Annotated in this window: 19 protein-coding genes and 1 pseudogene; 15 read left to right on the top strand and 5 right to left on the bottom strand. The window is 70.0% G+C overall.

The genetic code is table 11. From position 1 onward, the window contains the following. Nucleotides 1–151 precede the first annotated feature (151 nt). From ACIOJD_RS21150 to ACIOJD_RS21110, 9 genes are all read left to right on the top strand, one after another. A complete protein-coding gene (locus ACIOJD_RS21150; protein WP_401915838.1) occupies nt 152–1135 on the top strand; it encodes a ScbA/BarX family gamma-butyrolactone biosynthesis protein in 984 nt (327 codons plus the stop codon). Further along, a complete protein-coding gene (locus tag ACIOJD_RS21145; protein ID WP_401915835.1) occupies nt 1132–1890 on the top strand; it encodes an HAD family hydrolase in 759 nt (252 codons plus the stop codon). Before ACIOJD_RS21150 ends, ACIOJD_RS21145 begins: the two co-directional genes overlap by 4 nt. After that, nucleotides 1887–3659, top strand: a complete 1773-nt coding sequence (locus tag ACIOJD_RS21140; protein ID WP_401915834.1) for an FAD-dependent monooxygenase — start codon at nt 1887–1889, stop codon at nt 3657–3659. The genes ACIOJD_RS21145 and ACIOJD_RS21140 overlap by 4 nt, the downstream gene beginning before the upstream one ends. Further along, entirely contained in the window at nt 3659–6019 is a 2361-nt protein-coding gene (locus tag ACIOJD_RS21135) for an MMPL family transporter (protein WP_401915831.1), read from the top strand. Before ACIOJD_RS21140 ends, ACIOJD_RS21135 begins: the two co-directional genes overlap by 1 nt. After that, the gene (locus ACIOJD_RS21130) at nt 5994–7133 is read left to right on the top strand and encodes an NAD-dependent epimerase/dehydratase family protein (RefSeq protein WP_401915830.1); all 1140 of its coding nucleotides are present in this window, start codon (nt 5994–5996) and stop codon (nt 7131–7133) included. Before ACIOJD_RS21135 ends, ACIOJD_RS21130 begins: the two co-directional genes overlap by 26 nt. Continuing rightward, nucleotides 7130–8434, top strand: coding sequence for an alpha/beta hydrolase (locus tag ACIOJD_RS21125; RefSeq protein ID WP_401915827.1), 1305 nt, complete (start codon nt 7130–7132; stop codon nt 8432–8434). Before ACIOJD_RS21130 ends, ACIOJD_RS21125 begins: the two co-directional genes overlap by 4 nt. Before the next feature lie 223 nt (nt 8435–8657). Then, nucleotides 8658–10886 (top strand): MMPL family transporter, encoded by a 2229-nt coding sequence (locus ACIOJD_RS21120; protein WP_401915825.1) that lies wholly within the window; start codon nt 8658–8660, stop codon nt 10884–10886. Nucleotides 10887–10937: 51 nt separating this feature from the next. Continuing rightward, nucleotides 10938–12311, top strand: a complete 1374-nt coding sequence (locus ACIOJD_RS21115) for a metallophosphoesterase (protein ID WP_401915822.1) — start codon at nt 10938–10940, stop codon at nt 12309–12311. A gap of 106 nt (nt 12312–12417) precedes the next feature. Further along, on the top strand, nt 12418–12741 hold the full coding sequence (locus ACIOJD_RS21110; RefSeq protein WP_401915820.1) for a hypothetical protein: 324 nt from the start codon (nt 12418–12420) through the stop codon (nt 12739–12741). A gap of 87 nt (nt 12742–12828) precedes the next feature. Here ACIOJD_RS21110 and ACIOJD_RS21105 read toward each other — a convergent pair whose 3' ends face one another. Then, nucleotides 12829–13215: a nuclear transport factor 2 family protein gene (locus ACIOJD_RS21105; RefSeq protein WP_401915817.1), complete on the bottom strand. Its 387-nt coding sequence runs from the start codon at nt 13213–13215 to the stop codon at nt 12829–12831. A 193-nt stretch (nt 13216–13408) separates the two neighbouring features. On the opposite strand from ACIOJD_RS21105, the gene ACIOJD_RS21100 reads away from it, so the two are divergent. Beyond that, on the top strand, nt 13409–14341 hold the full coding sequence (locus ACIOJD_RS21100; protein WP_401915814.1) for a cupin domain-containing protein: 933 nt from the start codon (nt 13409–13411) through the stop codon (nt 14339–14341). On the opposite strand, the pseudogene cutA reads toward ACIOJD_RS21100, so the two are convergent. After that, nucleotides 14326–14694: pseudogene (gene cutA / locus ACIOJD_RS21095) on the bottom strand (divalent-cation tolerance protein CutA). The gene ACIOJD_RS21100 and the pseudogene cutA sit on opposite strands and share 16 nt — an antisense overlap. Nucleotides 14695–14951: 257 nt before the next feature. On the opposite strand from cutA, the gene ACIOJD_RS21090 reads away from it, so the two are divergent. The 3 genes from ACIOJD_RS21090 (at nt 14952) to ACIOJD_RS21080 (ending at nt 16428) form a co-directional block, all read left to right on the top strand. After that, nucleotides 14952–15299, top strand: coding sequence for a MerR family transcriptional regulator (locus tag ACIOJD_RS21090; RefSeq protein WP_401915811.1), 348 nt, complete (start codon nt 14952–14954; stop codon nt 15297–15299). 315 nt (nt 15300–15614) lie between these two features. After that, nucleotides 15615–15818, top strand: coding sequence for a cold-shock protein (locus ACIOJD_RS21085; RefSeq protein ID WP_006604711.1), 204 nt, complete (start codon nt 15615–15617; stop codon nt 15816–15818). A gap of 256 nt (nt 15819–16074) precedes the next feature. Further along, complete coding sequence (locus tag ACIOJD_RS21080; protein WP_401915808.1) at nt 16075–16428, top strand: SCO5918 family protein; 354 nt, start codon at nt 16075–16077, stop codon at nt 16426–16428. A 55-nt stretch (nt 16429–16483) separates the two neighbouring features. Here the strand turns inward: ACIOJD_RS21080 and ACIOJD_RS21075 are convergent, their stop codons facing one another. Both ACIOJD_RS21075 and ACIOJD_RS21070 read right to left on the bottom strand, forming a co-directional pair. After that, nucleotides 16484–19813, bottom strand: a complete 3330-nt coding sequence (locus ACIOJD_RS21075) for a glycoside hydrolase family 2 TIM barrel-domain containing protein (RefSeq protein ID WP_401915806.1) — start codon at nt 19811–19813, stop codon at nt 16484–16486. Between the two features lie 210 nt (nt 19814–20023). Continuing rightward, the gene (locus ACIOJD_RS21070) at nt 20024–21244 is read right to left on the bottom strand and encodes a helix-turn-helix transcriptional regulator (protein ID WP_401915803.1); all 1221 of its coding nucleotides are present in this window, start codon (nt 21242–21244) and stop codon (nt 20024–20026) included. Between the two features lie 126 nt (nt 21245–21370). On the opposite strand from ACIOJD_RS21070, the gene ACIOJD_RS21065 reads away from it, so the two are divergent. Both ACIOJD_RS21065 and ACIOJD_RS21060 read left to right on the top strand, forming a co-directional pair. Continuing rightward, on the top strand, nt 21371–22270 hold the full coding sequence (locus ACIOJD_RS21065; RefSeq protein WP_401915800.1) for a radical SAM protein: 900 nt from the start codon (nt 21371–21373) through the stop codon (nt 22268–22270). Nucleotides 22271–22786: 516 nt separating this feature from the next. Beyond that, nucleotides 22787–23806, top strand: a complete 1020-nt coding sequence (locus ACIOJD_RS21060) for a sulfotransferase family protein (protein ID WP_401915798.1) — start codon at nt 22787–22789, stop codon at nt 23804–23806. A 301-nt stretch (nt 23807–24107) separates the two neighbouring features. Here the strand turns inward: ACIOJD_RS21060 and ACIOJD_RS21055 are convergent, their stop codons facing one another. Continuing rightward, the gene (locus tag ACIOJD_RS21055) at nt 24108–24968 is read right to left on the bottom strand and encodes a TauD/TfdA dioxygenase family protein (RefSeq protein WP_401915795.1); all 861 of its coding nucleotides are present in this window, start codon (nt 24966–24968) and stop codon (nt 24108–24110) included. Nucleotides 24969–25025: the final 57 nt, after the last annotated feature.

The raw sequence follows: 25025 nt of genomic DNA, 5'->3' as shown, positions 1-25025 counted from the left end.
AGCGTGCAACCTTTTGGCATTCGCCAGGTGGGGAAGACGTGCCACGCGGTCTCTGTCCGCGTTCCACGCTTGGTCCAGCGACACGACCAGCGTTTGCTCCAGCCCCTCCTTGCAAGGTGATGCGGTTCCCGCTTACTTGCCAGGAGGATCGATGACCGGCTCAGCACAACAGGACCAGCTCCGTTCCGCTCTCAGGTACGACAGCACCGTTCCGCGCGCCATGGTCCACCGCGCCGCCATCGCCGAGGTCTTCCTCACCGACTCCCGGCGTACGGAAGACCAGCAGGACACCTACGAGGTGGCCGCCCAGCTGCCCCGCGCCCACATCATGGGCGAGAACGCCACCACCCACGACTTCCTCCTCCTGGTCGAAGTGCTGCGGCAGGGCGGTGTGTTCCTCGCCCACGCCTACGAGAAGGTCGACCTGGACGAGTCCTTCATCTTCCGGGACCTGCGGATACAGATGCTGGACCTGGCCGCCGTACGGACCGGCAGCGCGCCGGCCCGCGCGGTCGTCACCTTCGCGGTCGAGCCGCAGCGCAAGCGCAACGGCCGGGTGCAGGCCATCGACTTCTCCGGCTCGTTCACCATCGAGGGCAAGCCCGTCCTGCGGTTCAGCGGCGGACTGGCCTTCTTCAGCCGCAATGTCTACAAGGCGCTGCGCGCGCGCCGCCGCGACGCCCTCGCCGGTGTCCTCGGGGCGCTGCCCGTTCATGTCGCGGCCGATCCCGCCTCGGTGGGGCGCCGCAACGCGTACAACGTGGTGATCACCCAGCCGGTCATGGCGGGGCCGAGCACGCTCTCCGCCACCGTGCTGAGCGACACGAGCCACCCCCACCTCTTCGACCACCAGCTGGACCATATTCCGGGCAACCTGCTCATGGAAGCGGCCCGGCAGCTCGCCGCCGCCTCCGTCTCGTCGCTGCACTCCATTTCGGCCAACGGCCTCCAGGTGACCTCGCTGGACGCGCGTTTCCAGGAGTTCGCGGAGCTGGACCTGCCGGCCAAGGCGGTGGCGCGGGTCGAGCAGTTCCGCCTCGACGCGTCGCTCGGCACGCTGATCGTGCCGGTCGTGGTCGATGTCATGCAGCGCGACAGCGTGGTGGCGTCGTTCCGCATGGAGGTGGCGCAGTGACCTCCGCGCCCATCACCACCGTCGTCGTCGATTACGGCGGCGTCATGACCAATCCGCTGGACGAGACGTTCGCGGCCTTCGCCGACGCCGTGGGCGTGCCGGTGACCGCGCTTCAGGACGCCTTCGCCAAGGCCACCGCGCGCCACGGCCGCAGCCCGATGGCCGACCTGGAGACCGGGGACTGCACCGAGAGCGAGATGGTGGAGCGAGTCCTGGCCGAGCTGCCGGACAGCGCACTGCCGGGCGGCGGGGGCCCGGACAGCGCGGGTCCGGGCGGAGTGGCGCTCAAGAGCCCGGCCGGGGCGGGAACGGTCCGCAGGGGCCTGGACCTCCTCGGCGGACGGGAGTTCGGCGAGCTCTGGTTCCGCGCCAGGACCGTCGACGAGCAGATGGTCTGCTTCCTCCGCTCGCTGCGCAGGTTCGGCTACCGCACCGCCCTGCTCACCAACAATGTGGCCGAATGGGGCCCGCGCTGGCGCGCCCAGCTCCCCGTGGACGAGCTGTTCGACCTCGTCGTGGACTCCTCGCAGGAGGGCGTACGCAAGCCCGACCCGCTGATCTACCGGCGGCTGCTGGACCGGCTGCCCGCGTCCCCGCGCGAATGTCTCTTCCTCGACGACCTTGAGGAGAACTGCGCCGCCGCCTCCGGCCTCGGCATGCTCGCCGTGCGTTTCACCACCGCCGACGAGGCGATCGACCAGGTCGTCGCCCTGCTCCGCTCGCGCGGGACCTACCAAGTCAGGAACCGGGTATGACGACACAACAGGAATCCGTGCTGATCGTGGGCGCCGGTCCGACCGGGCTCACCGCCGCGTGCACGCTGCTCCAGCACGGCGTGGAGTGCCGGGTGATCGACCGGAGAAAGGGCCCCGCCAGCGAGCCGAAGGCGCTGATCCTGTGGAGCGGCGCGCTGGAGGTGCTGCGGCGCATCGACGTCGTGGACAGTCTGGTGAAGCGCGCGCTGCCGCTCGCCGGGGCGTCCTACTGGTCCAACGGCAAGCGCGCGGGCCAGGTGCGGTTCGGCTCGCTCGCCGATACGGCGTTCCCGCGCCCGCTGTGCGTACCGCAGTCGATCACCGAGGGCGTGCTGTACGCGCGGCTGCTCAAGCTCGGCGGCAATGTCGAGTGGAACACCGAACTCGTCGACGCCCGGATCATCGGCGGCGACGGCGCGGGGCCCGTCTCCGCCACCATCGCCGTCCCCGGCTCGGCCTCCGCCACCGTGACGTCGCCGCGCTGGCTCGTCGCCGCGGACGGCACGAACAGCAAGGTGCGCGAGGCCGCCGGGATCGCCTTCGAGGGCAGTACGTACGCCCGTGACTTCCTGCTGGGCGACGGCGACATCAGCGGGGACCTGCCCAAGGACGAGGCCCAGTACCACCTGACCCCCGAGGGGGTGCTGGTCGTCGTACCGCTGCCCGGCGGCGGGCACCGGATCTTCTTCGACCGGGACGCCTCGGGTGAGGCGCGCGCGCTGTCCGACGAGGAACTCCAGGAGCTGCTGACCGCCCGTGGCCCGCAGGGCTGGAAGATACGTTCCACCTGGTGGCGCTCCACCTTCCGGGTCCATACGAAGGTCGCCGAGGTGTTCCGCTCCGGGCCGGTCTTCCTGGCCGGGGACGCCGCGCACTGCCACAGCCCGGCCGGCGGCCAGGGTCTCAACACCGGTGTGCAGGACGGCTTCAACCTGGGCTGGAAGCTGGCCGCCGTCTCGCGCGGCGCGGACCCGGCGCTGCTCGACAGCTACGAGGCGGAGCGGCGGCCCGCCGCGCTGCGCGCGCTGCGCAACTCCGACCGGCAGACCCGGCTGTGGATGCTGCGGGCGGGACCCAAGCGGGTCCTGCGCGACACCGTGCTGAAGGTGGCGTCGTCCACCGGCGCGCTGGACCGCAAGATGGTGCCCGAACTCGCCCAGCTCGACCCGGGACTCGAATCCAGTCCGGCGGTCCCGGGCCGGATCGCGTCGGCCGACGGCAGACAGAACGGGTCCGGCGGGTCGGGCGGGTCGGGCAGGACCGGCGGTTCCGGCAGGACCGGTGGGTCCGGCGGTTCCGGCGGTTCCGGTGGGTCCAGTGGTTCCGGAGGGAAGAGCGTGCTGCGGCCCGGGGTACGGCTGCCCGACACCCCGTGGCAGCCGTTGAGCGGTACCGCCTCGGCCTCGCTGCACGACCTTCTCTCGGCCGGCCGGCACACCCTGCTGGTGGTCGAGGACGGCGCGGAGTCGGTGGACGTCGTGCGCACCGCGCACCGGGCGGCCGAGCTGGTGGCCGGTTCCACGGTGGGCGGCCAGACGGACGTGGTGCTGCTGACCTGCCGTACGCCCGCCGGGGAGTGGGACGACACGGCGCCGTTCGCGCGCGTCGTCGACCGGAGCCGGCAGCTGACCTCGCTGGCCGAGCGGGGCCCGCTGGTGATCTACGTACGGCCCGACGGCGCGGTCGGCGCCTGGTCCTCGCACCTCGATCTGCCGGTGCTCGTGGCGGGGGTGTCGGTGCTGGCCGCCGCTCTGGGACGGGCGGCGTGATGCTGAAGTCGCTCGGTTCGGCGGTCACCCGCAGGCCGTGGCTGTTCCTGGTGGCGGCCGTCGTGCTGATCCTGGACGCCGTGCTGCTCGGCGCGGATCTGCCGGACCGGCTCAGCAACGGCGGTACCACGGACCCCGGTTCGCAGTCCGCCCGCGTCCAGCGCGTACTGGAGGACCACTACCCGGAGCAGCAGCCCAACCTCGTACTGCTGGTGTCCGTGCCCGAGGGCGCGCAGGTCGACGACCGGAACGTGGCCCAGCAGGGCGTACGGCTGGCCGAGCGCCTCGCCTTCGAGAAGTTGGTCGTCGGGGTCGTCTCGTACTGGCAGACCGGTCTCGCGGAGCTGCGTTCCCGCGACGGCGAGCAGGCGGTGATCGCCGCCCGGATCGAGGGCGGCGACGACATCGCCCGAGCCGAACTGGAGCGTCTGGCACCGGAGTTGAGGGGCAAGCAGGGCGATCTGACGGTACGGATCTCCGGCGCGCTCGCCGTGCAGAACGAGATCGAGAGCACCGTCGCCGAGGACCTGACGCGCTCCGAGCTGATCGCCCTGCCGCTCACCCTGGTGGTGCTGGTCTGGGTCTTCGGCGGGGTGGTCGCCGCGCTGCTGCCGGTCCTGGTGGGACTGGCGACGGTCCTCGGGACGGGCGCGCTGCTGCGGGTGGTGACCGGGTTCACCGAGGTGTCGGTGTTCGCGCAGAACCTCACCACCGCCCTCGGCCTCGGCCTCGCGATCGACTACGCGCTGCTGATCGTACGGAGATTCCGGGAGGAGCTGGACACGGGCGCGGACGCCCGGACGTCCGTGCTGCGCACCGTGCGCACGGCCGGCCGTACGGTCCTGTTCTCCGCGCTGACCGTGGCGGTCTCCCTCGCGGCGATGCTGGTCTTCCCGCTGTACTTCCTGCGCTCCCTCGCCTACGCGGGGATCAGCGTGGTGCTGGTGGCGGCGCTGACCGCGCTGACGGTGCTGCCCGCCGTGCTGGCGCTGCTGGGGCACCGGGTGGACGCGCTGCGTGTACGGCGCCGCAAGCAGGGTTCCGCCGGGAGCGGCGGAGCCGCGAGTGGACCGGCCCCCCGGAGGCGCCTCACCGAAGCCGTCATGAAGCGCGCGCCGCTGGTCACCGTCCTGGTGACGGGTCTCCTCCTGGTCCTCGGACTGCCCTTCCTGGGCGCGGAGTTCGGGACCGCCGACCACCGTCAGCTGCCCGCGTCGAGCGAGGCGCGGGCCGTCCAGGAGAGCCTGCACGACGACTTCGACGACTCGCCCGAGGGCTCGGTTCCCGTACTGCTGCGTACGGGCGGGGCTCCCCGCGCCGAGGCACGGGCGACCGCGGGGCGGCTCGCCGCCAAGCTGTCCGGGCTCGACGGCGTCACCCGGGTCGACTCGTCCAACGGCACCTACCGCGACGGCCGGCGCTCGGAGATTCCCACGCCCGCCGACGCGTCCCGCCGGGCGGCCGGCTACAACCTGCTCACCGTCGTGGCCGAGGACGAGACGTCCGCGACGTCGGCCGCGCACCAGCGGCTGGCCGAAGCGCTCCGGGACGCCTCCGCGTCCGACGGGGCGTCGGTGGGCGGCCCGGCGGCGGCCCTGGTGGACAGCAAGGCGGCCATCGGCCGCGGCCTGGCGCCCGCGCTCGGCTTCGTACTGATCGCGACGCTGCTGCTGGTGTTCCTGCTGACCGGCAGCGCGCTGATGCCGCTGCTGGTGGTGGCGCTCAACGCGCTGAGCCTGACAGCCATGTTCGGCGCGGTGGTGTGGGTGTTCCAGGACGGTCATCTGTCCGGGCCGCTCGGCTTCACCGCGACCGGGGACGTGGAGGTGACGCTGCCGGTACTGATGTTCTGCGTCGCCTTCGGACTGTCCATGGACTACGGGGTCTTCCTGATCGCCCGGATGAAGGAGGACTTCGACCGGAGCGCCGACCACCGGGGAGCGGTGCTGCGCGGCATGCGCACCACCGGCGGGCTGATCACGGCCGCCGCCGTGGTCCTCAGCGTGGTGTTCGTGTCGATCGGACTGTCACGGATCACCAACACCAAGATGCTCGGCTTCGGCGTCGCCCTCGCCGTGCTGATGGACGCCCTGGTCGTACGGACGCTGCTCGTCCCGGCCGTGATGCGGCTGCTCGGCCGGCGCGCCTGGTGGGCGCCGGAGCCGCTGCGCCGGGTGCACCGCCGCCTCGGCCTGCGCGAGGGACCGGCCGAGGACCTCCCGGCCGACGCGTCCGGGTCCGGTTGGGCCGGTCCCGTCGATTCCCCTGATTCGCCTGATTCCCCCGATCCCTCCGATTCCTCCGACTCCCCCGAATCCCCTGGAAGGAAGCCCCATGAGCGACACTCCGCCACCCTCTGAGTCCGTGGGACCGGGGGAACCCACCGGGCTGCGCACCGCACTCGTCACCGGGCCCACCGGCCTGCTCGGCCACGCCGTCGTGGACCGGCTCCTGGCCGGCGGCACGGAGGTCACCGCGGTGGTACGGGACGCCGAGCGAGCCCGCGACCTGCTGCCGGACCACCCCGGGCTGCGGCTGGTCGCCGGTGATGTCACCGACATCGGTTCGTACGCGGGCGCCCTGCGCGGGATGGACGCGGTGATCCACACGGCCGCGTATTTCCGTGAGTACTACCAGCCCGGCCATGACGTGGAACTGCTCTACCGCACCAATGTGGACGCGGTGGAGGACCTGCTGAGGGCGGCCGTGGACGCGCAGGTGCCGGCGGTCGTCCAGACCAGCTCCATCGCCGTACTGAGCCGGGGCGACATCCACGCGCCCGGCGACGAGGACACCCCCAACGGCGCTCCCGACCAGGAGAACCACTACCGCTCCAGCAAGATCCGGGCCGAGCGGATGATCGACCGTTTCGGCCAGGAGTTCGCCGCGACGTACGGCGAGAAGTACGGCACGGAGTACGGGCTGCGCGTGCCGCTCGTCCTGCCGGGCTGGATGTGGGGCCCCGGCGACGCGGGTCCCACCGCGGCGGGACGGCTCTTCCTGGCGGTCGCGCGGGGCGAGATCAAGGCGCTGCCCACGGCGGGCAACCACGTGGTGGACGCCCGCGACGCGGCTGCCGTGTGTGTCGCCGCCGCCTCGCGCGGTGCGGCGGGCCGCCGCTACATCGCGGGCGGCAGCTGGTATCCGCTGCACGACATCTGCGCGGCCGTGGTCCGCGCGACCGGCACCGGGACGGTGCCCCGCAAGCTGCCCTCACCGGCCGCGATGGGGCTCGCCTCGGCCCTGGAGTGGCAGGCGAAGGTACGCGGGAAGGAGCCGGTCGCCACCCGTACCGGTATGCGGGTGCTGCTGGAGGGACACCACCGGAGGGTCTCCTCCGCCCGCGCGGCCCGTGAACTCGACGTCACCTTCCGCCCGTTGGAACAGACCATCGCCGACCAGGCCGCCTGGCACCGCGCGCACGGACAGCTGCCCGCCTCGCAGGCGGCGCGACGAGAAACGAGGAGCGCATGAGCGGCATGAGCGGCATGGGCGGCATCATCAGGCGGATCGCCGTACTGGGCGCCGCCGCCGCGCTGCTGGCGAGCCCCGTGGCTGCGGCCATGACCGCGTCGGCGGACTCCCCGACGGCGGCCGAGGCGGCCGGCACGTCCGCCGGCACGTCTGCCTGGGCATCGCCCACCGCGTCCGTGCCGACCCCGGCCGAAAGCGAACGGGCCACCAGGGCGACCGCCGCGCGGCTGGCCGCCGGGAACATCGTGGACGTCCCGGTCACCTTCACCGTACGGAACACCAACCGCAGCAAGACCGGTTGCCGGACCGACGGCGCGACGCACCGCGTGCGCGGCCATCTGACCGCGCCCGCCTCGGTGTTGTCCGGCAAGAAGCGGGCGATCACGCTCTACCAGCACGGGATCGCGGCGGGCGAGTGGTACTGGCGCCTCGACGTGCCCGGCTACCACTACGCGGAGGAACTGGCCAAGCGCGGCCACGCCTCGCTGACCATCGACCGGCTCGGCTACGGGGCCAGCGACCGGCCGGACGGACTCGGCACCTGCATCGGCGCCGAGGCGGACATCGCGCACCAGATCGTGGGGCAGCTGCGCGAGGGCGGTTACGCGCTGGGCTCGACGGCGGGCGAGAAGGCCGGCGCTTCGGGCACATCGGGCGCATCGGACGAGAAGAGGGACGCTCCGGACGAGAAGGGGAGCGCGGCCGCCCCGGGCCTGGACGCACCCGTCACGTTCGACACCGTAACCCTCGCCGGGCAGTCCAACGGCGGCCAGGTGGTCCAGATCGAGGCGTATTCCTTCGGCGGGATCGACGGCCTGATGATCATGGACTGGACGGACCGGGGCCTGACTCCGGAGGCCAACACCCGCTTCTTCAGTGCCCTCCAGAGCTGCATGGCCGGTGGTCAGCCGAGCCGGAAGGCGTCGGACCCGAGCGGTTACGTCTACTACGACCTGGGTCCCGACCAGTTCCGCCGGGGCAACTTCCACGACACCGAGCAGCGCGTCATGGACGCCGCGACCCCGCACCAGAACCGGCACCCCTGCGGTGACATGACCTCGCAGCTCGACTCCGTCTTCACCGACCTGGAACACCTGAAGTCGGTCAAGGTGCCCGTACTGCTGGTGTACGGGGACGAAGACGCCCGGGTCACCGGTGGCGCAGCGCACCGGCGGCTGTTCACGGGGGCCGAAACCGAACTGATCGACATCCCCGGCGCCGGGCACTACGCGACGATGGCCCGCTCCGCGCCCCGCACCTTCGACCGGATCGACGCCTGGCTCGACGCCCGGGGCCTGTGACCCTCCGTCCGTCGGCTCCGCCGATCCTTGCGTCGCCCCCCGACCGCTCCCTGAATTCCCCCTCCCCCTCCCTGAGTTCCCCCGTCCCCTCCCTGATCACCCCCGAGATCACCCCTGATCCCCCCACCTATCCGGAGAGTTGAGAATGCCGAACACACGTCAATCCGCTGCCAGCGGCGGCAGCCCCGCGGAGAGTCCGCCGGCCCTGCGACGATGGGGACGCGTGACCGCGACCCGGTCCCGGCTGGTGATCTGGCTCAGCGTGGCGCTGACCGTGGTGGGCCTCGCGCTCGCCGCCGGCGCCATGGACCGGCTGGTGCTCAGCCGTTTCGAGAGCCCAGGTTCGGAGTCCCTGGACACCCGCGCCTACCTGGGCAAGGAGTTCGACGAGGGCACCCCCAGCGTGCTGCTGATGGTCACGGCCAAGCAGGGCACGGTGGACGACAAGGCCGTCGCCGCCCAGGGCCGCGAGCTGGAGCGGGAGCTGGCGGACCAGGACGGGGTGGCCGAGGTCGCCTCGTACTGGTCGCGCGGCAACTCCCCCGCCATGCGCGGTACGGACGGCAAGCAGGCCCTGGTCATCGCCCGGATGGCCGGCACGGTCACCGAGGCACGTACCAAACTCGGGGAGTTCTCCCCGGACTTCAGCCGGGACACCGCGCTGGTGAAGGTGCGGGTCGGCGGCGGCGACGAGGTGTTCCGGCAGGGCGCCGAGCAGTCCCGGCAGGACTTCCTGCGCGCCGAGATGATCGTGTTCCCGCTGGTGCTGCTCCTGCTGTTCGTCATCTACCGGCGGTTCTCGGCGGCCCTCCTCACTCTCGGTATGGGCCTGTTCTCGGTGATCACCACGCTGGCGCTGCTGCGCGGGGTCACGTACTTCACCGAGGTCTCGACGTTCGCCGCCAACCTCGCCCTGGTGATGGGCGTCGGACTGGGTGTCGACTACAGCCTGTTCGTCATCAACCGGTTCCGCGAGGAGCTGCGGGCCGGGCGCTCCACCGCCGAGGCCGTCGAGCACGCGGTGGCCAACGCCGGCCGTACCGTCGCGTTCAGCGGTCTCACGGTGCTGGTGTCGCTGGCGTGCCTGCTGCTCTTCCCGTTCCCGTTCCTGCGCTCGTTCGCGTACGCCGGTGTCGCCACCGTCCTGACCTCGGTCTTCGCCGCGCTGGTGATCCTGCCCGCGTCGCTGGCCCGGCTCGGCACGAAGGTCGTCCGCAAGAACGCCGAGGCCCGCTCCGACGAGGGCTGGTGGCACACCACGGCGCTGCGCATGATGCGCAGGCCGCTGCTCTGGGGCATCCCGGCGCTGGTCGTACTGCTGGGCCTCGCCACGCCGACGCTGAGCCTCACCTTCGGAGTTCCGGACGAGCGGGTGCTGCCCAAGGACGTGTCCAGCAGGATGGTCCAGCAGGACATCCGCGACAACTTCGCGGGTGAGGAGATGGACGCGATCCAGGTCCTGCGCCCCGGCCAGGCGGGCACCGGCGCCAACCGTGCCTCGATCGACGCGACGGCCGTCGCACTGTCCAGGATCGCCGACATCCAGCAGGTCGACGCCCTGACCGGTTCGTACGCCGAGGGCCGGAAGATCTCCGAACCGAACGAGTCCTCCAGCCGGTTCGAGAGCGACAAGGACACCTGGTACTCGGTCGTCGCGAGCCACCACGGCCTCGACCGGGACATCGACCGCGTCCTGTCCGACATCCGCACCACCGCGGCCCAGGGCGCGTCCGCGGACGCGAACGAGGTGCGGATCGGCGGCTATCCGGCCGAACTGAAGGACTTCCGGACCGAGTTGGTCGACCGGCTGCCGCTGGTGTTCGGGCTGATCCTGGTGGTCACGTTCGTCATCCTGTTCCTGATGACCGGCAGCGTGCTGCTCCCCGCGAAGGCGATGGTGCTCAACACCCTCAGCATGGGTGTGATGTTCGGCGCCCTCGTGTGGATCTTCCAGGACGGCCATCTGTCCGGCCTGCTGGGCTTCACCCCGAGCGGTTCGATCGAGCCCAGCATTCCCATCCTGATGTTCTGCACGGCCTTCGGTCTCTCGATGGACTACGAGGTCTTCATGCTGTCGCGCATCAAGGAGGAGTACGACCGCACCGGCGACAACGTCCGCGCGGTGGCGGTGGGTCTGGAGCGCAGCGGCCCGCTGATCACTTCGGCGGCCGTGATCCTCGCGGCCTCGTTCGCCACTTACGCTTCGTCCGGGGTCGTCTTCCTGAAGATGCTGGGCATCGGCATGGTGGTGGTGATCCTGGTCGACGCCACCCTGATCAGGGCGGTGCTGGTGCCGGTCTTCATGCGCCTCGCCGGAAAGGCCAACTGGTGGGCTCCGGCGCCGCTGCGCGCCGTACACGACCGGTTCGGGATCTCCGAGTCGGCACCGGCCGGCCCGGTCGGCAAACGGTCGGACACCGCGGGCGTCGGCGTGCCCTCCGGCCGTTCCTGACACCGTCAGGAACGGCCGGGACAGCCGAGAAGTTCGCCGAGGAGAGAGTCGATGCTGGGAATCGGAATGTGGGTGCTCATGCTCGCGGGCTCGGGCGCCATCCACTACTACCTGTGGATACGCCTGGTCCGCGACACGAGCAGACCCGCGACCCTGGGCCGGCGGCTGGGGACGGGAGCGGTGGTCGTCTCGGCGCTGGCCGCTCCCGGCACCCGGATCGTCACCCCGTTGTTCGACCCGTCGCAGGACGGCGCCGGACGGTGGGTGGCCTGGCCGGGATACACCCTGATAGGGGTGCTGATCTACCTGCTGATGGGGCTCGTCGTACTGGAGGTGCCGAGGGCGTTTCTGGTACGGCGGTGGCGGCGCGCGGAGCGGGATGCCGGGCCGGGGGCCGGGCGGGATGCCGAGCCGGTGACCGTGTCCGCGGTGGGTGCGGCGGATGCGCCGGCCGCTTCGGGCACGGCGGATGCGGTGGGCGCGTCCGGTGCGGCGGATGCGTCGGACCTGGCCGGCGGGGCGGACGCGGCGGAACCCGTGGCTCCGGCTTCCGAGGAGACTCCCGCCCCGCCGAGTCGACTCCTCGTCGGCCGACGGCTGTTCCTCGGCAGGGCGGTGGGCGTCCTCGCGGGCGCCACCGCCCTGGGCACGGTCGGCCACGGAATGTCCGTGGCGCTCGGGGACCCGCTGATCAAGCGGGTGCCGGTCACGCTTTCCAAGGTGAACGCGCGCCTGGCCGGACTCCGTATCGCCGTCGTCAGCGATGTCCATCTGGGGCCGATGCTCGGGCGTTCCCACACCGAGCGGATCGTCCGGATGATCAATGAGCTGGAGGCCGACCTGGTGGCGATCGTCGGCGACCTCGCCGACGGTACGGCGTCACAACTGGGCCCGGCCGCAAGGCCGTTCAAGGGCCTGGAGTCGCGGTACGGCAGCTACTTCGTCACCGGGAACCACGAGTACCTCTACGACGGTGTGGAGGACTGGCTGGACGAGATGCGCGCCGTCGGCGTCCGGCCGCTGGTGAACGAGCGGGTGGAGATCCGGCACAACGGCACCTTCCTCGACCTGGCCGGGGTCGAGGACCTGGCCGGCGAGGAGACCGGCCGGGGCCCGGACCTGGAGCGGGCGCTGGCCGGGCGGGACACCTCGCGTCCCGTCGTACTCCTGGCCCACCAGCCGGTGTTCGCCGAGGAGGCCGCCCGCCACGGGGTCGACCTCCAGCTGTCGGGCCACACCCACGGTGGGCAGATGTTCCCGCTCACCGGTGTGACGGCGCTGTCCAATCCGGTCAGCGCCGGGCTCGGCAAGGTGGACGACACCACGCTGTACGTGACGAGCGGGGCCGGTTTCTTCGGTCCGCCGGTCAGGGTCGGCGTTCCGCCGGACATCACTCTGCTGGAACTCCGCCCGGCGGACCACTGAAAGACACTGGGCGGCCAGGCAGGCAGGCGCGCTGAGCAAGGAAGTTCGGCAAGGACGGTCAACAGGTCAACAGGTCGACGGGTCAACAGGAACGGGAGAGCAGGCCATGGGGAAGTCAGTACGCCTCGACAGCTCGGAAGACGCCCGGCAGCACGGTTCGGAGGACTCCCGGACCATGGGGAGTGACGGGACCGACACGGCAGCCTCGGACGCGGTCCCGGTCCACGACGCCGTGCCGGAGACCCTCCCGGACGCCGTGCCGGACACCGTCCCGGACACCGTCCCGGACACCGTCCCGGAGCTGATCCCCGAGGCGCTTCTGTGGGAGCAGACGGCTCCGGGGAACCCGCTCTCCGAGGTCCTCGGAATCTTCGTCGGGACCGGGACACCGCGTCCTCATGGCTCGCTTCTGGAACTCGACGCGTCGTGAGCCGGGTTCGGGCCCGAACCCGAACCCGGCTCCTCGCCCGTACCGCGGATCGAGCCCGGCCGGCAGGGGGCCGGGCTGCTCCATGCGCTACTTCAGAAGTGGGGCGGTGTCGAAGTAGAAGTTCCGCATCCGCCACAACTTCTCATCGCGCAGGATCCAGTGTTCGGCGATCCAGAGCTCGTCTCCAGCCGTCGATCGTCCGCTGAGCAGCGCGGCGACGTGATCTCCGTCGGCCGACAGACTGACCACACGGATGCTGGGAAGGTCGACCGCCGCCGCGAACCTGGGCAGCACGTCGCGGAAGAAGGCGTCGGGTCCATGGTGCACGCCGCCCCATGGCAGGACCGAAGGAACGTTCTCCTCGAAGTCCTCATGCATGGCCGCGCGGAACGCGACCAAGTCACCGCTGAACGCCGCGTCGTACACCTGCCGGACGATGTCGCGGTTGCGCACCTCTGCCGGGGAATTGGTCATGATCGAGCCTCTCTGTGGTCATCTCGGGTCCCGCACGGTCCCGCACGGTCCCGCACGGTCCCGCAGGTACGACGCTAGAGACCATTGCCGCGACGAGTAATGGCTCTGAGTCCTCATTTGATGTCCGATCGTCCCGATCCGCGCCGATACTCGTAGGATCGAGACAGACGCATCGCTGGAAGGGAGGGTTCGTATGGACGTTGTCGGCAATATCGCCATGTCGATGCGGACTTCGAAGCCCGTCGCGCGCCTCAAGGATCTCTACGGCTCCTGGGGCATGAGACTCACGGGTGACCAGGGGGCCGGCCTTCATGTCGTGCTGGAGGGAGCGGCTTGGATCCTTCCTCCGGCCGTCCCGGCCCCGGTCCAGCTCGGGGTCGGCGATGTCGTCTTCGCCCGGACAGGCGAGGGATACACGCTGGCGAGTCACCCCGACTCGCCGATCGTCGAGGTGTCGTCCATGGCCCCGGTGGACCAATGGCCACTGCCGAAACCGGTCGATGGCCAGGCGTCGGGAACCGTTCTGCTGTGCGGCGTCTACGCACTGGACCGGGCTCGGCCGCATCCCCTGATCGCCGGCCTTCCTTCGGTGATCCATCTGCCGGCGAGGGCGGCGATCGGCGAGCCCCTGCGCTCCGTCGTCGACCTGCTGGGCGCTGAGGTCGCCCGTGACGGGCCGGAGCTGGGCGCGGCGGTTCCGGCTCTCCTCGACCTGCTGATGATCTACACGCTGCGCACGTGGTACGCCCGCGAGGCGGAGCGTGGGGCACAAGGCTGGGCGCGGGCTCTGCGAGATCCCGCTATTCGCAAGGCACTTGAACGCATAGAACAGTCGCCCGCCGATCCCTGGACCGTCGGGAGTCTCGCGGTGGCCGGCGGCGTGTCGCGAACGGTATTCGCCCGGCAGTTCCGTGAGCTCACCGGTGAGCCGCCACTGGCCTATGTGACCCGCTGGCGCATGATGATCGCCGCTCGCCTGCTCCGCGATACCGACCTGGCGCTCGAGGCCGTCGCCGCGCAGGTCGGCTACGGTTCGGCGTTCGCGTTCGGGAAAGCCTTCAAGAGGGCTTTCGGGGACGCGCCGGGCGCCTACCGACGTGAGTATCGCGATCATCTCGGTCGATGAACGGCCGCGACCGGGGTGGCGATGATCTCCCAAGTGCCGTAGTCGTGCACGCTCCGGATCCGCGCCTCGAGGTCCGGGAAGCGCTCCGCCGTGGTCTTGTACAGCACGCGCTATTACGGGTCGGTCTGTACCGCGCCCTCCCACCGGTAGACGCCGGTGACCGGCCCGTCGATCTGTGCGCGGGCCGCCACCCTGGCGTCGACGGCGCCGACGGCCAGGTGCTGTGCCTCTCCGCCGCGCCCCTCGGAAGGATCTCCCTCCTGACCCGCGAGAAGGGCGAAGACATCCGGACGCCGTGAGAAGACATCCGGACGCCGTGAACGGGACTGGGGCCGGGCACGAGCGTCCGGCACGCGTGCCGGGCCCGGGGCCGGGGACGGGCACATAAATTCTCTCCATGGCTCAGGAAAACCTGTCGTGGCTGCGGTAGACATGCGATTCCCCGGTGTCTAGGGTTCCTGGCGTAGCAGAAGAATTCAGCGATACGCGGTACGAGGGCGGTGACGGCCCGGAAGCCGGCGTCCAGGCGCCGGTGGACGGCACGGATCCCCTCAGGGCCCCGGTGCGGTACGACGCCGGGGCCCCTCGACGCGTGCCAGGAGAGGTGCAAGTGCCCCCGAAAACCCCCTCGCGCACCAGCGATCGGTTCGACGATGACGACTACCCCGCGTACACCATGGGCCGTGCCGCCGAGATGATCGGCGCCACACCGGGGTTCCTCCGGGCCATCGGCGAGGCCCGGCTCATCGCCCCCCTGCGCTCCGAGGGCGGCCACCGTCGTTACTCCCGCTACCAGCTGCGCATCGCCGCCCGCGCCCGCGAACTGGTGGACGGCGGGACACCGATCGACGCCGCCTGCCGCATCGTCATCCTGGAGGACCAGCTCGAAGAGGCGCTGCGCCTCAACGAGGAGCTGCGCAAGCCCATGACGGACGCGGGCGGGACCGCCGACCTCTGACCGCCGGGTCACTATCTGTGGCCGCTGGGACAGAAATTTCTGCGGCCGCAGGGGCAGAAATTCGAGCAATATGCGGTGAGGGTTTATGGCCTGGCGGGCGGAGTGATATCGCAGGCCGCGCCCGGCTGATTGCGCCGTGCTACTGTCGAAATCAGTTGCAGTTGTGGTTCCCAAAGCTTGCAGTGTTCTTGCCGGGCTCTATGTTCCGGCGGTTCGCTTTTTGTATTTCCGGTGTTTTCCGGAGCGGGGCAATCATCGGCGACGCGGGGTTCGCACAGTGCGGGCCCCGGCACTGCCCCGAAGGAGAAAAGAAACATGGCTACTGGCACCGTGAAGTGGTTCAACGCGGAAAAGGGCTTCGGCTTCATCGAGCAGGAGGGTGGCGGCGCTGACGTCTTCGCCCACTACTCGAACATCGCCGCCCAGGGCTTCCGCGAGCTCCAGGAAGGCCAGAAGGTGAACTTCGACGTCACGCAGGGCCAGAAGGGCCCGCAGGCGGAGAACATCGTTCCCGCCTGACCCAGGCGCCCACGCTGAGGCGTACGACGTGGCCGGGGCTCGCACCTTGGGGTGCGGGACCCGGCCCGTCGCTTTTTCCGCTCCGTTCGCTTGTCACGGCTCATTGCCGCCGGGAATTCCTCCGTGCGCGCGTGCCGCGTCGGGAAATCTTCTCGATGAACCGCACAGCGGCAGCGCCCCCGGACAACGGCCGCCGAGACCGTGACGACCGTATGCCCGCTCCCCTCCCAGTTCCTCTCGACCCTGTTGAGGCACGATGCGCTGTGTCATCGCACGCTATCCCTTCGAATTGTCCAAGAACGAGGTGCGGGAATCGATGAAGGGCATCAAGCCCGAACCCGTCACGGGGGAATCCGTGATCATCGACCGCCGCACCTTCCCCGTCAAGCAGGTGGGGGAAGTGATCACCAGGCAGGACCGCAGGGACTTCTCCGCCGGTGAGGTGACCCGGGCGCTCACCCGTCTCGGCTTCACCTGCCGCACGGCCCCCGAGCCCGCCCCCGCCGCCCCCACGCCGCTCGCCGCCGCGTCGGCGCTGCTGGGAACGCCGGCCCCCACGCTGCTGGGAACGCCGGCCCCCGAGCTGCTGGGAACGCCGGCCCCCATGTGACCGTGGACCGGCTCCCGCTCCCGTCAGCCCTGCGCTCCGTCTCCGGAGGTGCGGCTCACGCGGGCCGCAGCAGGTATCCGTACGTGTAGGTGCGGCCCGCGTGCAGCAGGTACTTCTCCAGCGGAGCCGCGCCCCACGAGTTGATGCCGCCGACCCCCATCTGCCGGTGGTTGACGCCGAGCACCGTCTCGTCCCGCCGCTTCAGCTCGTACGGATGCCGTGGCCCGTCGAGGTCGAAGGGCGAGTAGTGCAGCGCGCTGGTCTCCAGCAGCCACTCGTCGCCCACCGATTCGCCACCCACCGATTCGCCACCCACCGATTCGCCACCCGCCGATCCGCCCCCTGCCGGTTCGTCGCCCGCCGGTTCGGCGGCCACGGTCAGTCCGGCACCGGACCGGTCCGTGAGGGACAGCCGTCGTACGTCCGTCATGTTGCCCATCTGCTGGGGCTTGGCGTACGGCGCGACCTGCTCGTCGACCGTGGAGCGGTACCGGCCCACGAAAGCGCCGCTCCTGCGGTCCCAGTAGTTCTCGTGCGGCCCGCGCCCGTACCAGTCGAGCCGTTCGAACCCGGCCGGCACGGTCAACAGCGCGCCCACCATGGGCAGATCGGGCAGGCCCGCCGCCGCCTTGAGGGTGTGCCGGACCCGTATCCCACCGCTGCCGAGCACCCGGAAGACGGTGTGCCACTCGGAGGCCGCTGGTGCGGTGGGCAGGGTCGCGGCCACCTCGATCACGACCTCGCCGGGCGTCGGCCGCGTGACCTCGACGGATGTCACCGTCCGGTCGGCGCCCGCGTTCCGCCAGGTGCGGGCCTTCGTATGGAACGAGCGGCCGATGTCGTTGTCGGTCGGCCCGCGCCAGAAGTTGGGCACGGGCCCGCCCGCCAGCAGCAGCCGCCCTCGGTGCCGGTACGAGTCGAGCGTCCCGGTCCGCTTGTCGAGCACGACCTCGACGCTCCGCCCGCCGACCCGCACGCTCGTGCCGGTCTCGGTGAGCGTGAGGGGCTGGGCGGCGGGCGGCGACGTGGGGCGGGCGGGCGCCGGGGCGCGCCAGTCGAGGGCGAGCTGTTCGGCGGCGACCGTGTGCCCGGCATCCGCCCAGCGGGTCTTCTCGCGCAGTACGAAGGAGATGTTCAGCCAGTACTCGGCGCCGGGCGCGAGCGTGTCGGGCCTGCGCACGGGGATGCGTACGGTGTCCTCGGTGCCCGGTTCGATCTTCGGCGCGGGCACCGTGCCGTGCTGCACGCGCTCACCGTCCCGGGTCACGGTCCAGCGCAGTTCGTACGCGCTCAGGTCGCTGAACAGATGCTTGTTGCGGACCGTGACGGTGCCGGAGCCCGCGCCGGCGCCCGCGGCGGCCGGTTCGGCGGCCGTGACCCCCACCGGCTGGTACAGCTTCTTCAGCTCCAGGATGCCGGGGTGGAGCTGCCGGTCCGAGTCGACCAGACCGTTGCAGGAGAAGTTGCCGTCCGTCGGATAGCCCGGGTGGTCCCGGTGCCAGTCGCCCCCGAACGACAGATAGGTGCGCCGGGGGTCGCCGGGCACGGGAAGCCGGATCGTCTGGTCGACCCAGTCCCACACGAAGGCGCCGTGCAGGTTCGGATAGCGCTCGAAGACGTCCCAGTACTCCTGGAGATTGCCTCCGCTGTTGCCCATGGAGTGCGTGTACTCGCACAGCAGGTACGGCTTCGGGTTGCCGGACCGGCCGTACGCCTCGACGCCCGAGGGGCTGGTGTACATCTCGCTGTGGAGGTCGGCGACGTCGTTCATGCCCTCGTAGTGCACCGGCCGTGAAGCGTCGCGCGCGTGTATCCAGTCGGCCATGGCCTTGAAGTTGTCGCCCCTGCCCGCCTCGTTGCCGAGCGACCAGGCGACGACGCACGCGTGGTTCTTGTCGCGCTCGACGAGCGAGCGCGCCCGGTCCACGCAGGCGTCCGTCCACTCGGGCAGCGAGGCCGGCAGCCGGTCTCTCACGCCGTGCGTCTCGACGTTCGCCTCGTCGATGACGTACAGCCCGTACTCGTCGCAGAGTTCCATCCACCGTGGATGGTTCGGGTAGTGCGAGGTCCGTACGGCGTTGATGTTGTGCCGCTTCATCAGCAGGATGTCCCGGACCATCTGCTCCTCGGGGACCGCCTGCCCGTGGTCGGGGTCGGACTCGTGGCGGTTGGTGCCGCGGAGCATGAGCGGGCGGCCGTTGAGCGTGTACGCCCCGGGGCCGTACGCGATCTCGCGGAAGCCCACACGGGTCCGCTGCACGTCGACGGCCCGGCCGGACGCGTCGGTGAGGGTCACCACGAGCGTGTAGAGGTCCGGTGCCTCGGCGGACCAGAGGGCGGGGGCCTTCACATCCGCCCGGAGGGTGACGGTGGCGTCCCTGGTTCGGCTGCCGTCCTCGCCTTCGAAGGTGACCCGGCCGGTGAGCGGACGCCCCAGTACGGGCCGCCCCTTCGCGTCGTACAACGCGGCCTCGATCCGGTATCCCTCGCCGGAGCGCGAGCCGTCACCGTCGCCGGTCCGGTCGCGTACGACCGTGGTGAGCGTGAACTCGGCGTCGCGGTAGGCGGAGTCCAGCTCCGTACGGACGAACAGGTCCTGTACGTGCACCGGCGCGATCGCGTACAGGTACACGTCGCGGAAGATCCCGGACAGGTCGATCATGTCCTGGTCCTCCAGCCAACTCCCGTCGGACCAGCGGAACACCTCGACGGCCAGGCTGTTGCTGCCCGGCCGGACATGCTCGGTGATGTCGAACTCGGCGGGTGTGTAACTGTCCTCGCTGTAGCCGACGCGCTCGCCGTTCACCCACACGAAGAACGCGGACTTCACTCCCTGGAACGAGATCAACGTGCGCCGGCCGCGCCAGTCGCCGGGCAGCGTGAAGGTGCGGCGGTAGGAGCCGACGGGGTTGAACTTGCCGGGAATCCGCGGTGGTTCGGGGGACTCGTACCCGATCCACGGATACCGGATGTTGAGGTAGATCGGCTCCGGATAGCCCTCGATCTCCCAGTTGGACGGCACGGGGATACGGTCCCAGCCGCTGTCGTCGTACCCCGGTTCATGGAACCCGACGGGCCGCAGATCCGGATTCTCGGACCACTTGAAGCGCCAACTCCCGTTGAGGGAACGGTAGTACGGCGACTCCTCGGGCCGTCCACGCAGGGCGTCCGAGGCGTTCGCGTACGGCACGAGCCTGACCCGTGCCTCCTCCCGGTTGACCTGGAAGACCCCCGGCCGCGCATCCCACTCGGGGGTTTCGGCCCGGCCCGCTGCGAAGGCCCGCTTCTGCCCGGCGAAGGCGGCCCATCCCGCGAGGGCGGCCCCGGAGACAAGGAGCGAACGACGGTGCGGCTGGTGCATATTGATCGGACTCTCGGCAGTCATGCGACGACTCCGAACGGAAGGCAACAAGAAACACCAGCATCAGACGCGGTCGCCCGCCACACAAGACCACGCACCAACCCGGCCGCCCGCTGGATCTTTGCGTCGATCAACGTTTCGCCGGATGCCCGGATGCCCGGATGCCCGGATGCCCGGATGCCTGCATCCGTACACGCTGCCTCCCTGGTGGCCGGCCGGGGGTCATCTGTGTTTCTACGCTGCCGGGTGCTCAGCGAGTAGGCCGGCGACTTCCGGTACTTCCGCATAGTCCCGCAACCGGCCGAGAATGACCCGCACTCGTCCCGCCACTCTCTCTGACGATGTGTCAGATCCAAAAGAAATTATCCGCTCGGCTACGGCTGCCGCCTCTTCAGGTTCATTGGCATCAGCCAGCGCCACGGCCAGCCAGGACAAGTACAGAGCCATTTTCCGGGTGTGCGTGGCGTCGTAGCCTTTGAGGACTTCCCGGAGCAATGGCACGGCGCGTAAGGGCCGGTGGAGTTCTGTGTAGACCCGGGATTCCATGACCCGGAGTTCGTCGGCGTCGACCCAATAGAGGTAGGCGGGTGATTCCGTACCTTCGCTGTCTTTGCTCAGAGCTTGTCCGGCTTCCCCCAGAGCCCGCATGGCCTGTTGCCCGTCCTCTGTTCCCCCGGCTTTCGTGTGAGCCCATGCCACACGGTCCAGATACAGCGCACGGGCTTTCGGGGGCGCTTCGGCCCGTGCGTCACGGAACGCTGCCTGAGCCAGAATGAGCCCTTCGGATTCCCGCCCCGTGTTGCTCATCTGATAGGCGAGTGATCCGGCGAGGTTCCCGGAAAGGGTATGATCCTCGGCCTGCCTCGCTGCGCTGATTCCCAATCGGTAGATGCGCTCTGCCTCTTCGTGCCGTCCGGCATCACCGGCAATCCATCCGGAAATCTGTGCCAACTCCCCGATCTGAACGAGAAGTTTCCGCCCTACTTCGCTGGTGTGCGTGCTCTCTCGATATAGCTTCACAGTGCGTCGCAGGTCCCGGAGTGCGGGGCGGATCAGGTCTCCCCCGGCAAGCACGTCATCAGCAAGCCTGAGCCCATGCACTCGCTGCTGCAGGTCATCCACAGTGGCCATTCCGACGCGTCGCCCTCCTGTGCGGCCTTCCAGCGGACTCAGTGGGTCCTCTTCGGGCAGGAAGTCGGCCAGGGTCGGCAAAGGAGGCTCAGCAGGCTTCTGGGGGACGCTGAGGGCATCCACGTTCACGCCCAACACGACAGCGAGGAACGACAGCCATTCACGGGGCGTGCGCTTGCCTGTCTCCCACCGGCTGACCTCTTGCCGCCCGACTGGTTCGCCCGTTACGCGCGCTGCCCGGCAGACCTCCCGCGCCAGTCGTGCCTGACTCCACCCTCGCTCTTCGCGGAGTCGCCGGATGTTGGCCCCGATGCTGCTGCCCATGCCCCAATTCTGGCCGACAGATGGCCTACAGGGGGCCGCTAGCCGGTGATCAATTCGGGACGGAGGCTGTTCCACATGACCGAGCCGACGAGATACCTCCACTCCCCACCTGCAAGGAGTCTTGTAATGAGCGCTTCCCGAAACGCCCTCAAGTTCGTGTGGTTGGAGGTGACAGGGTTATGCAATGAGTTCTGTGATCACTGCTATGCGGACTCGTCACCCAAGGGAACGCACGGCACCATGACCGTAGAGGACTGGTTGCGCGTCATTGATCAACTCGCGGACATGGGAACGCTTGACATTCAGTTCATCGGTGGGGAACCGGCCCTGTACCCGAACCTTCCGGCGCTGATCCGGCACGCGCGCGGGTCCGGCCTGTCCGTCGAAGTCTTCTCCAACATGACTCATATCCGAGATGAGTTGTGGGAGACATTCACGGACTGTGGGGTCAGACTCGCGATGTCGCACTATTCCGACGCATCGGAGGAACATGACGCAGTGACCATGCTCCGGGGTTCTCACAGGCGAACCCGGGCGAACGTGGAAAAGGCACTGAGTCTCAATATCCCCCTTCGCGGCGGAGTCGTGGCGGTCCGGGAAGGCCAGCGCGTCCAGGAGGCGGCAAGGGACCTTACGGCGCTGGGGGTCGGCATGGTGGGCGGGGACAGGACCCGGGCATTCGGACGAGCGAGTAAGAGCGCTGCCCCGACCATCGGTGACCTGTGCGGGCACTGCGCCCACGAGAAATGCGCCATCGGTCCGACCGGCGATGTGTGGCCGTGCGTTCTCGGCCGATTCCTGAACATCGGAAACGTGCTGAATTCTCCCCTCTCCGAGATTTGGGGCGGGGACCGGATGGCGGAGGTTCTTGCCGACATCACGGCCGTGCACGGGGAAGGCGCACAGTCCTGCACTCCACCTCAGTTCCTGCCCATGTGCGGCCCGTGTGGTCCGTGTGTTCCCTCGGTCGGGCACTGTGACCCCGCGGAGTCGGACAGCGCCGCTACGATCGGCTCACCGGCCTGACTCGCTGCGAACATCGGGAGCGCACACATGAACGATCATGGGGACGACTTCGGGGCGTGGGGATGGGAGAGCGAGAGCAGCGCCACGCAGCGCACCGAAGAGGAATGGGCCACGATTGCCCGCTACATTCGGCACGCGGCGAACAAGGTCGGTCCCGAACTCCCGCTGTGTCTCCCCGGTGAGCCCCAGGATTGTGGGCGGACCGCTCAGCAACACGTCTTGGCGTGGTCCGCGCACCTCAAGGCCGCGGCCCATCACCTGATCGAGCGATCCACCCCCAGCGAGGCAAGGGGGGCATTCGCTGCCGGACCCCTGTATCAGCGGCGGCTGGCTGACCTTCGTGCCCAGAACACCCCGGTAACCGCCTCTCACTGACCTCCACGCCTCTGTTCGGCCGTTCTCGCGTCCCCTCGTTCGACGAATAGGCCAGGGGCGAACATGTGTCCAGGTGGGGATGGGTAGTCGTGGGCCGTGTGACCGGGGCGCGAGGCCCCGGCGTTCTTTTACGGGAGCACCATGACGTCGCGGCCCCTCACCTTCGTCGTAGGCACGGGACGGTGCGGCTCCACTGCCCTGTCGCGCATCATGCGCCTGCATCCGCACGTCCTCAGCCTCAGCGAACTGGTGGCCGCGGCCGAGCCGGGCGCGTTCCCCGAAGAGCCGTTGACCGGCGAGGAGTTCTGGCGGCTTCTCGCGACTCCCCGGCCGTTCGCCAACCGTCTTCTCCGTGACGGCATGAGGCTGCCGGAGTACGTGTACTCCGACTCGACCGGGCGTTTCACGACCCGGGACGGCGGCATCCCCGCGATCAGCATGATGACCCTGCCCCACCTCACCGACGATCCGGACGAGTTGTTCGACGCGCTCGCCGCGACGCTGTCCGCGCGGCCCAGGGGCCCGGTCGCCGACCACTACCGGGCGCTGTTCGACGTCCTGGCCGGGCGGTTCGGCAGCCTGGCGGTGGCGGAGCGCTCGGGGTACTCGCTGCGGTCGGTTCCCCGGCTGCGCGAGCTGTTCCCCGAGGCCCGCTTCGTCCACCTCCACCGGGACGGAGCCGACTGCGCGCTGTCCATGAGCCGCCATCTGGGCTTCCGCCTGATCCAGCTCATGCGCGACCAGGCCGTCGCAGTACCGGACGCGGACGCGGGCGGGGGCGCGGATGTGCCGGCCGACCTGGAGGCGCTGCTCAGCGACGACGAGGCCGACCTGCGACCGCTGATGGAACGGCCCGTGCCCGTGGCCGAGTTCGGCAAGCTGTGGTCGGAGGCGGTCATCGAGGGCGTGGCACACCTGGACGCGCTCCCGGCGGAGATCCGCGTATCCCTGTCGTACGAGGACCTCCTGGACGCTCCCGACCGGGAACTCACCCGCCTCGCCCGTCATCTCGGCGTGGAGCCGCTGCCGGAGTGGCTGGCGGCCGGGCGGGCGCTGCTCGACGGCGGGCGGCGCGGCGCCACCGCGAGTCTGGCCCCGGAGGAACTGGCCGAGCTACGGGAGAGCTGCGAGCCGGGGGCGAAGGCCCTGGGGCGCGTGTAGAGCGTGTAGAGCGTGTGGAGTGGCCTGGAGCGTGGGCGGGCCGCGGTAGTTGGGCGGGCCGCGGTACTCGGGCGGGCCGCGGTACGGCGGCCGGACCACGTGACCGGGCGGTACGCGACCGGCCGGACCGTGCGTGATCGGGCCGTGCGTGATCGGGCCGTGCGTGATCGGGCCGTACGCGACCGGACCGTACGCGACCGGCCGGACCGTGCGTGATCGGGCCGTACGCGGCCGGGCGGTACGCGGCCGGCCGGCTCCTCTCCTCGGAGCCGGCCGCACCGCACCGCACGGACCGAGCCGGTCAGTACCCGGCCTTGGCGTTGACGCGGCGGGGCCAGTAACGCTCGTCCCCGGCCCGCTCGTACTCCTTCCAGCGCGGGGCGTCCCCGGTCGGGTGGTCGCCCAGGATGGTCACCCGCTGGCCCTTGCGGTACTCCGAGTAGTCGTTGATGGCCAGGTGCTGCGTCGCCCGGTTGTCCCACATGGCCACCGCGCCGGGCTGCCAGCGGTAACGGCAGTTGAAGCGCGGCTGTTCGGAGTGCTCGAAGAGGAACTGAAGCAGCGCGTCGCTCTCGTGCCGGCTGAGCTGCGGAATGTGCGACGACCACATGCGGGTCACATACAGCGAGCGCCGCCCGGTCTCCGGGTGGATCCGGACGACCGGATGCTCGGCCTTCAGCTCGCCGACCTCCGGGGCCTTGAGCACGTGGACCGCCGTCAGCCCGTCCACCAGTTCCTTGTACGGGTCGGACAGCGTCTCGTACGCCAGGTACTGGTTGCTCCACATGGTGTCGCCGCCGGACTCCGGGCAGGTCACCAGGTGCAGGATCGAGGCGACCGGCGGCTTGGGGCTGAAGGTGACGTCGATGTGCCACTCGTCGGCCTTGCCGCCCTTGTCCGACTCGATGAGCGCCAGCTCCGGGTGGCCCTCGACCTTCGGCAGGAAGGGGTGCACCTCCACCTCGCCGAACCGCCGGCCCAGCGCGATGTGCGCCTCCGGGGTGAGGTGCGCCTGCTCCGGGAAGAAGATCACCAGGTGGCGCAGCAGCAGCTCGTGTATCCGCTCGAAGTCATGGTCGGTGATGTCCGTCAGGTCCACCCCGCGGATCTCCGCCCCGAGGGCGCCGGACACCGGACTTACGAGCATTTCCTGATTCCGCACGGGATTTTGTCCTTACGTGGTCGATGCACAGGGGCGATGTGTGTGGTTGTCGGTGAT

This window comes from Streptomyces sp. NPDC088116, from assembly GCF_044741745.1.
Taxonomy (GTDB): domain Bacteria; phylum Actinomycetota; class Actinomycetes; order Streptomycetales; family Streptomycetaceae; genus Streptomyces.
This window is presented reverse-complemented; position numbering and strand designations above follow the sequence as displayed.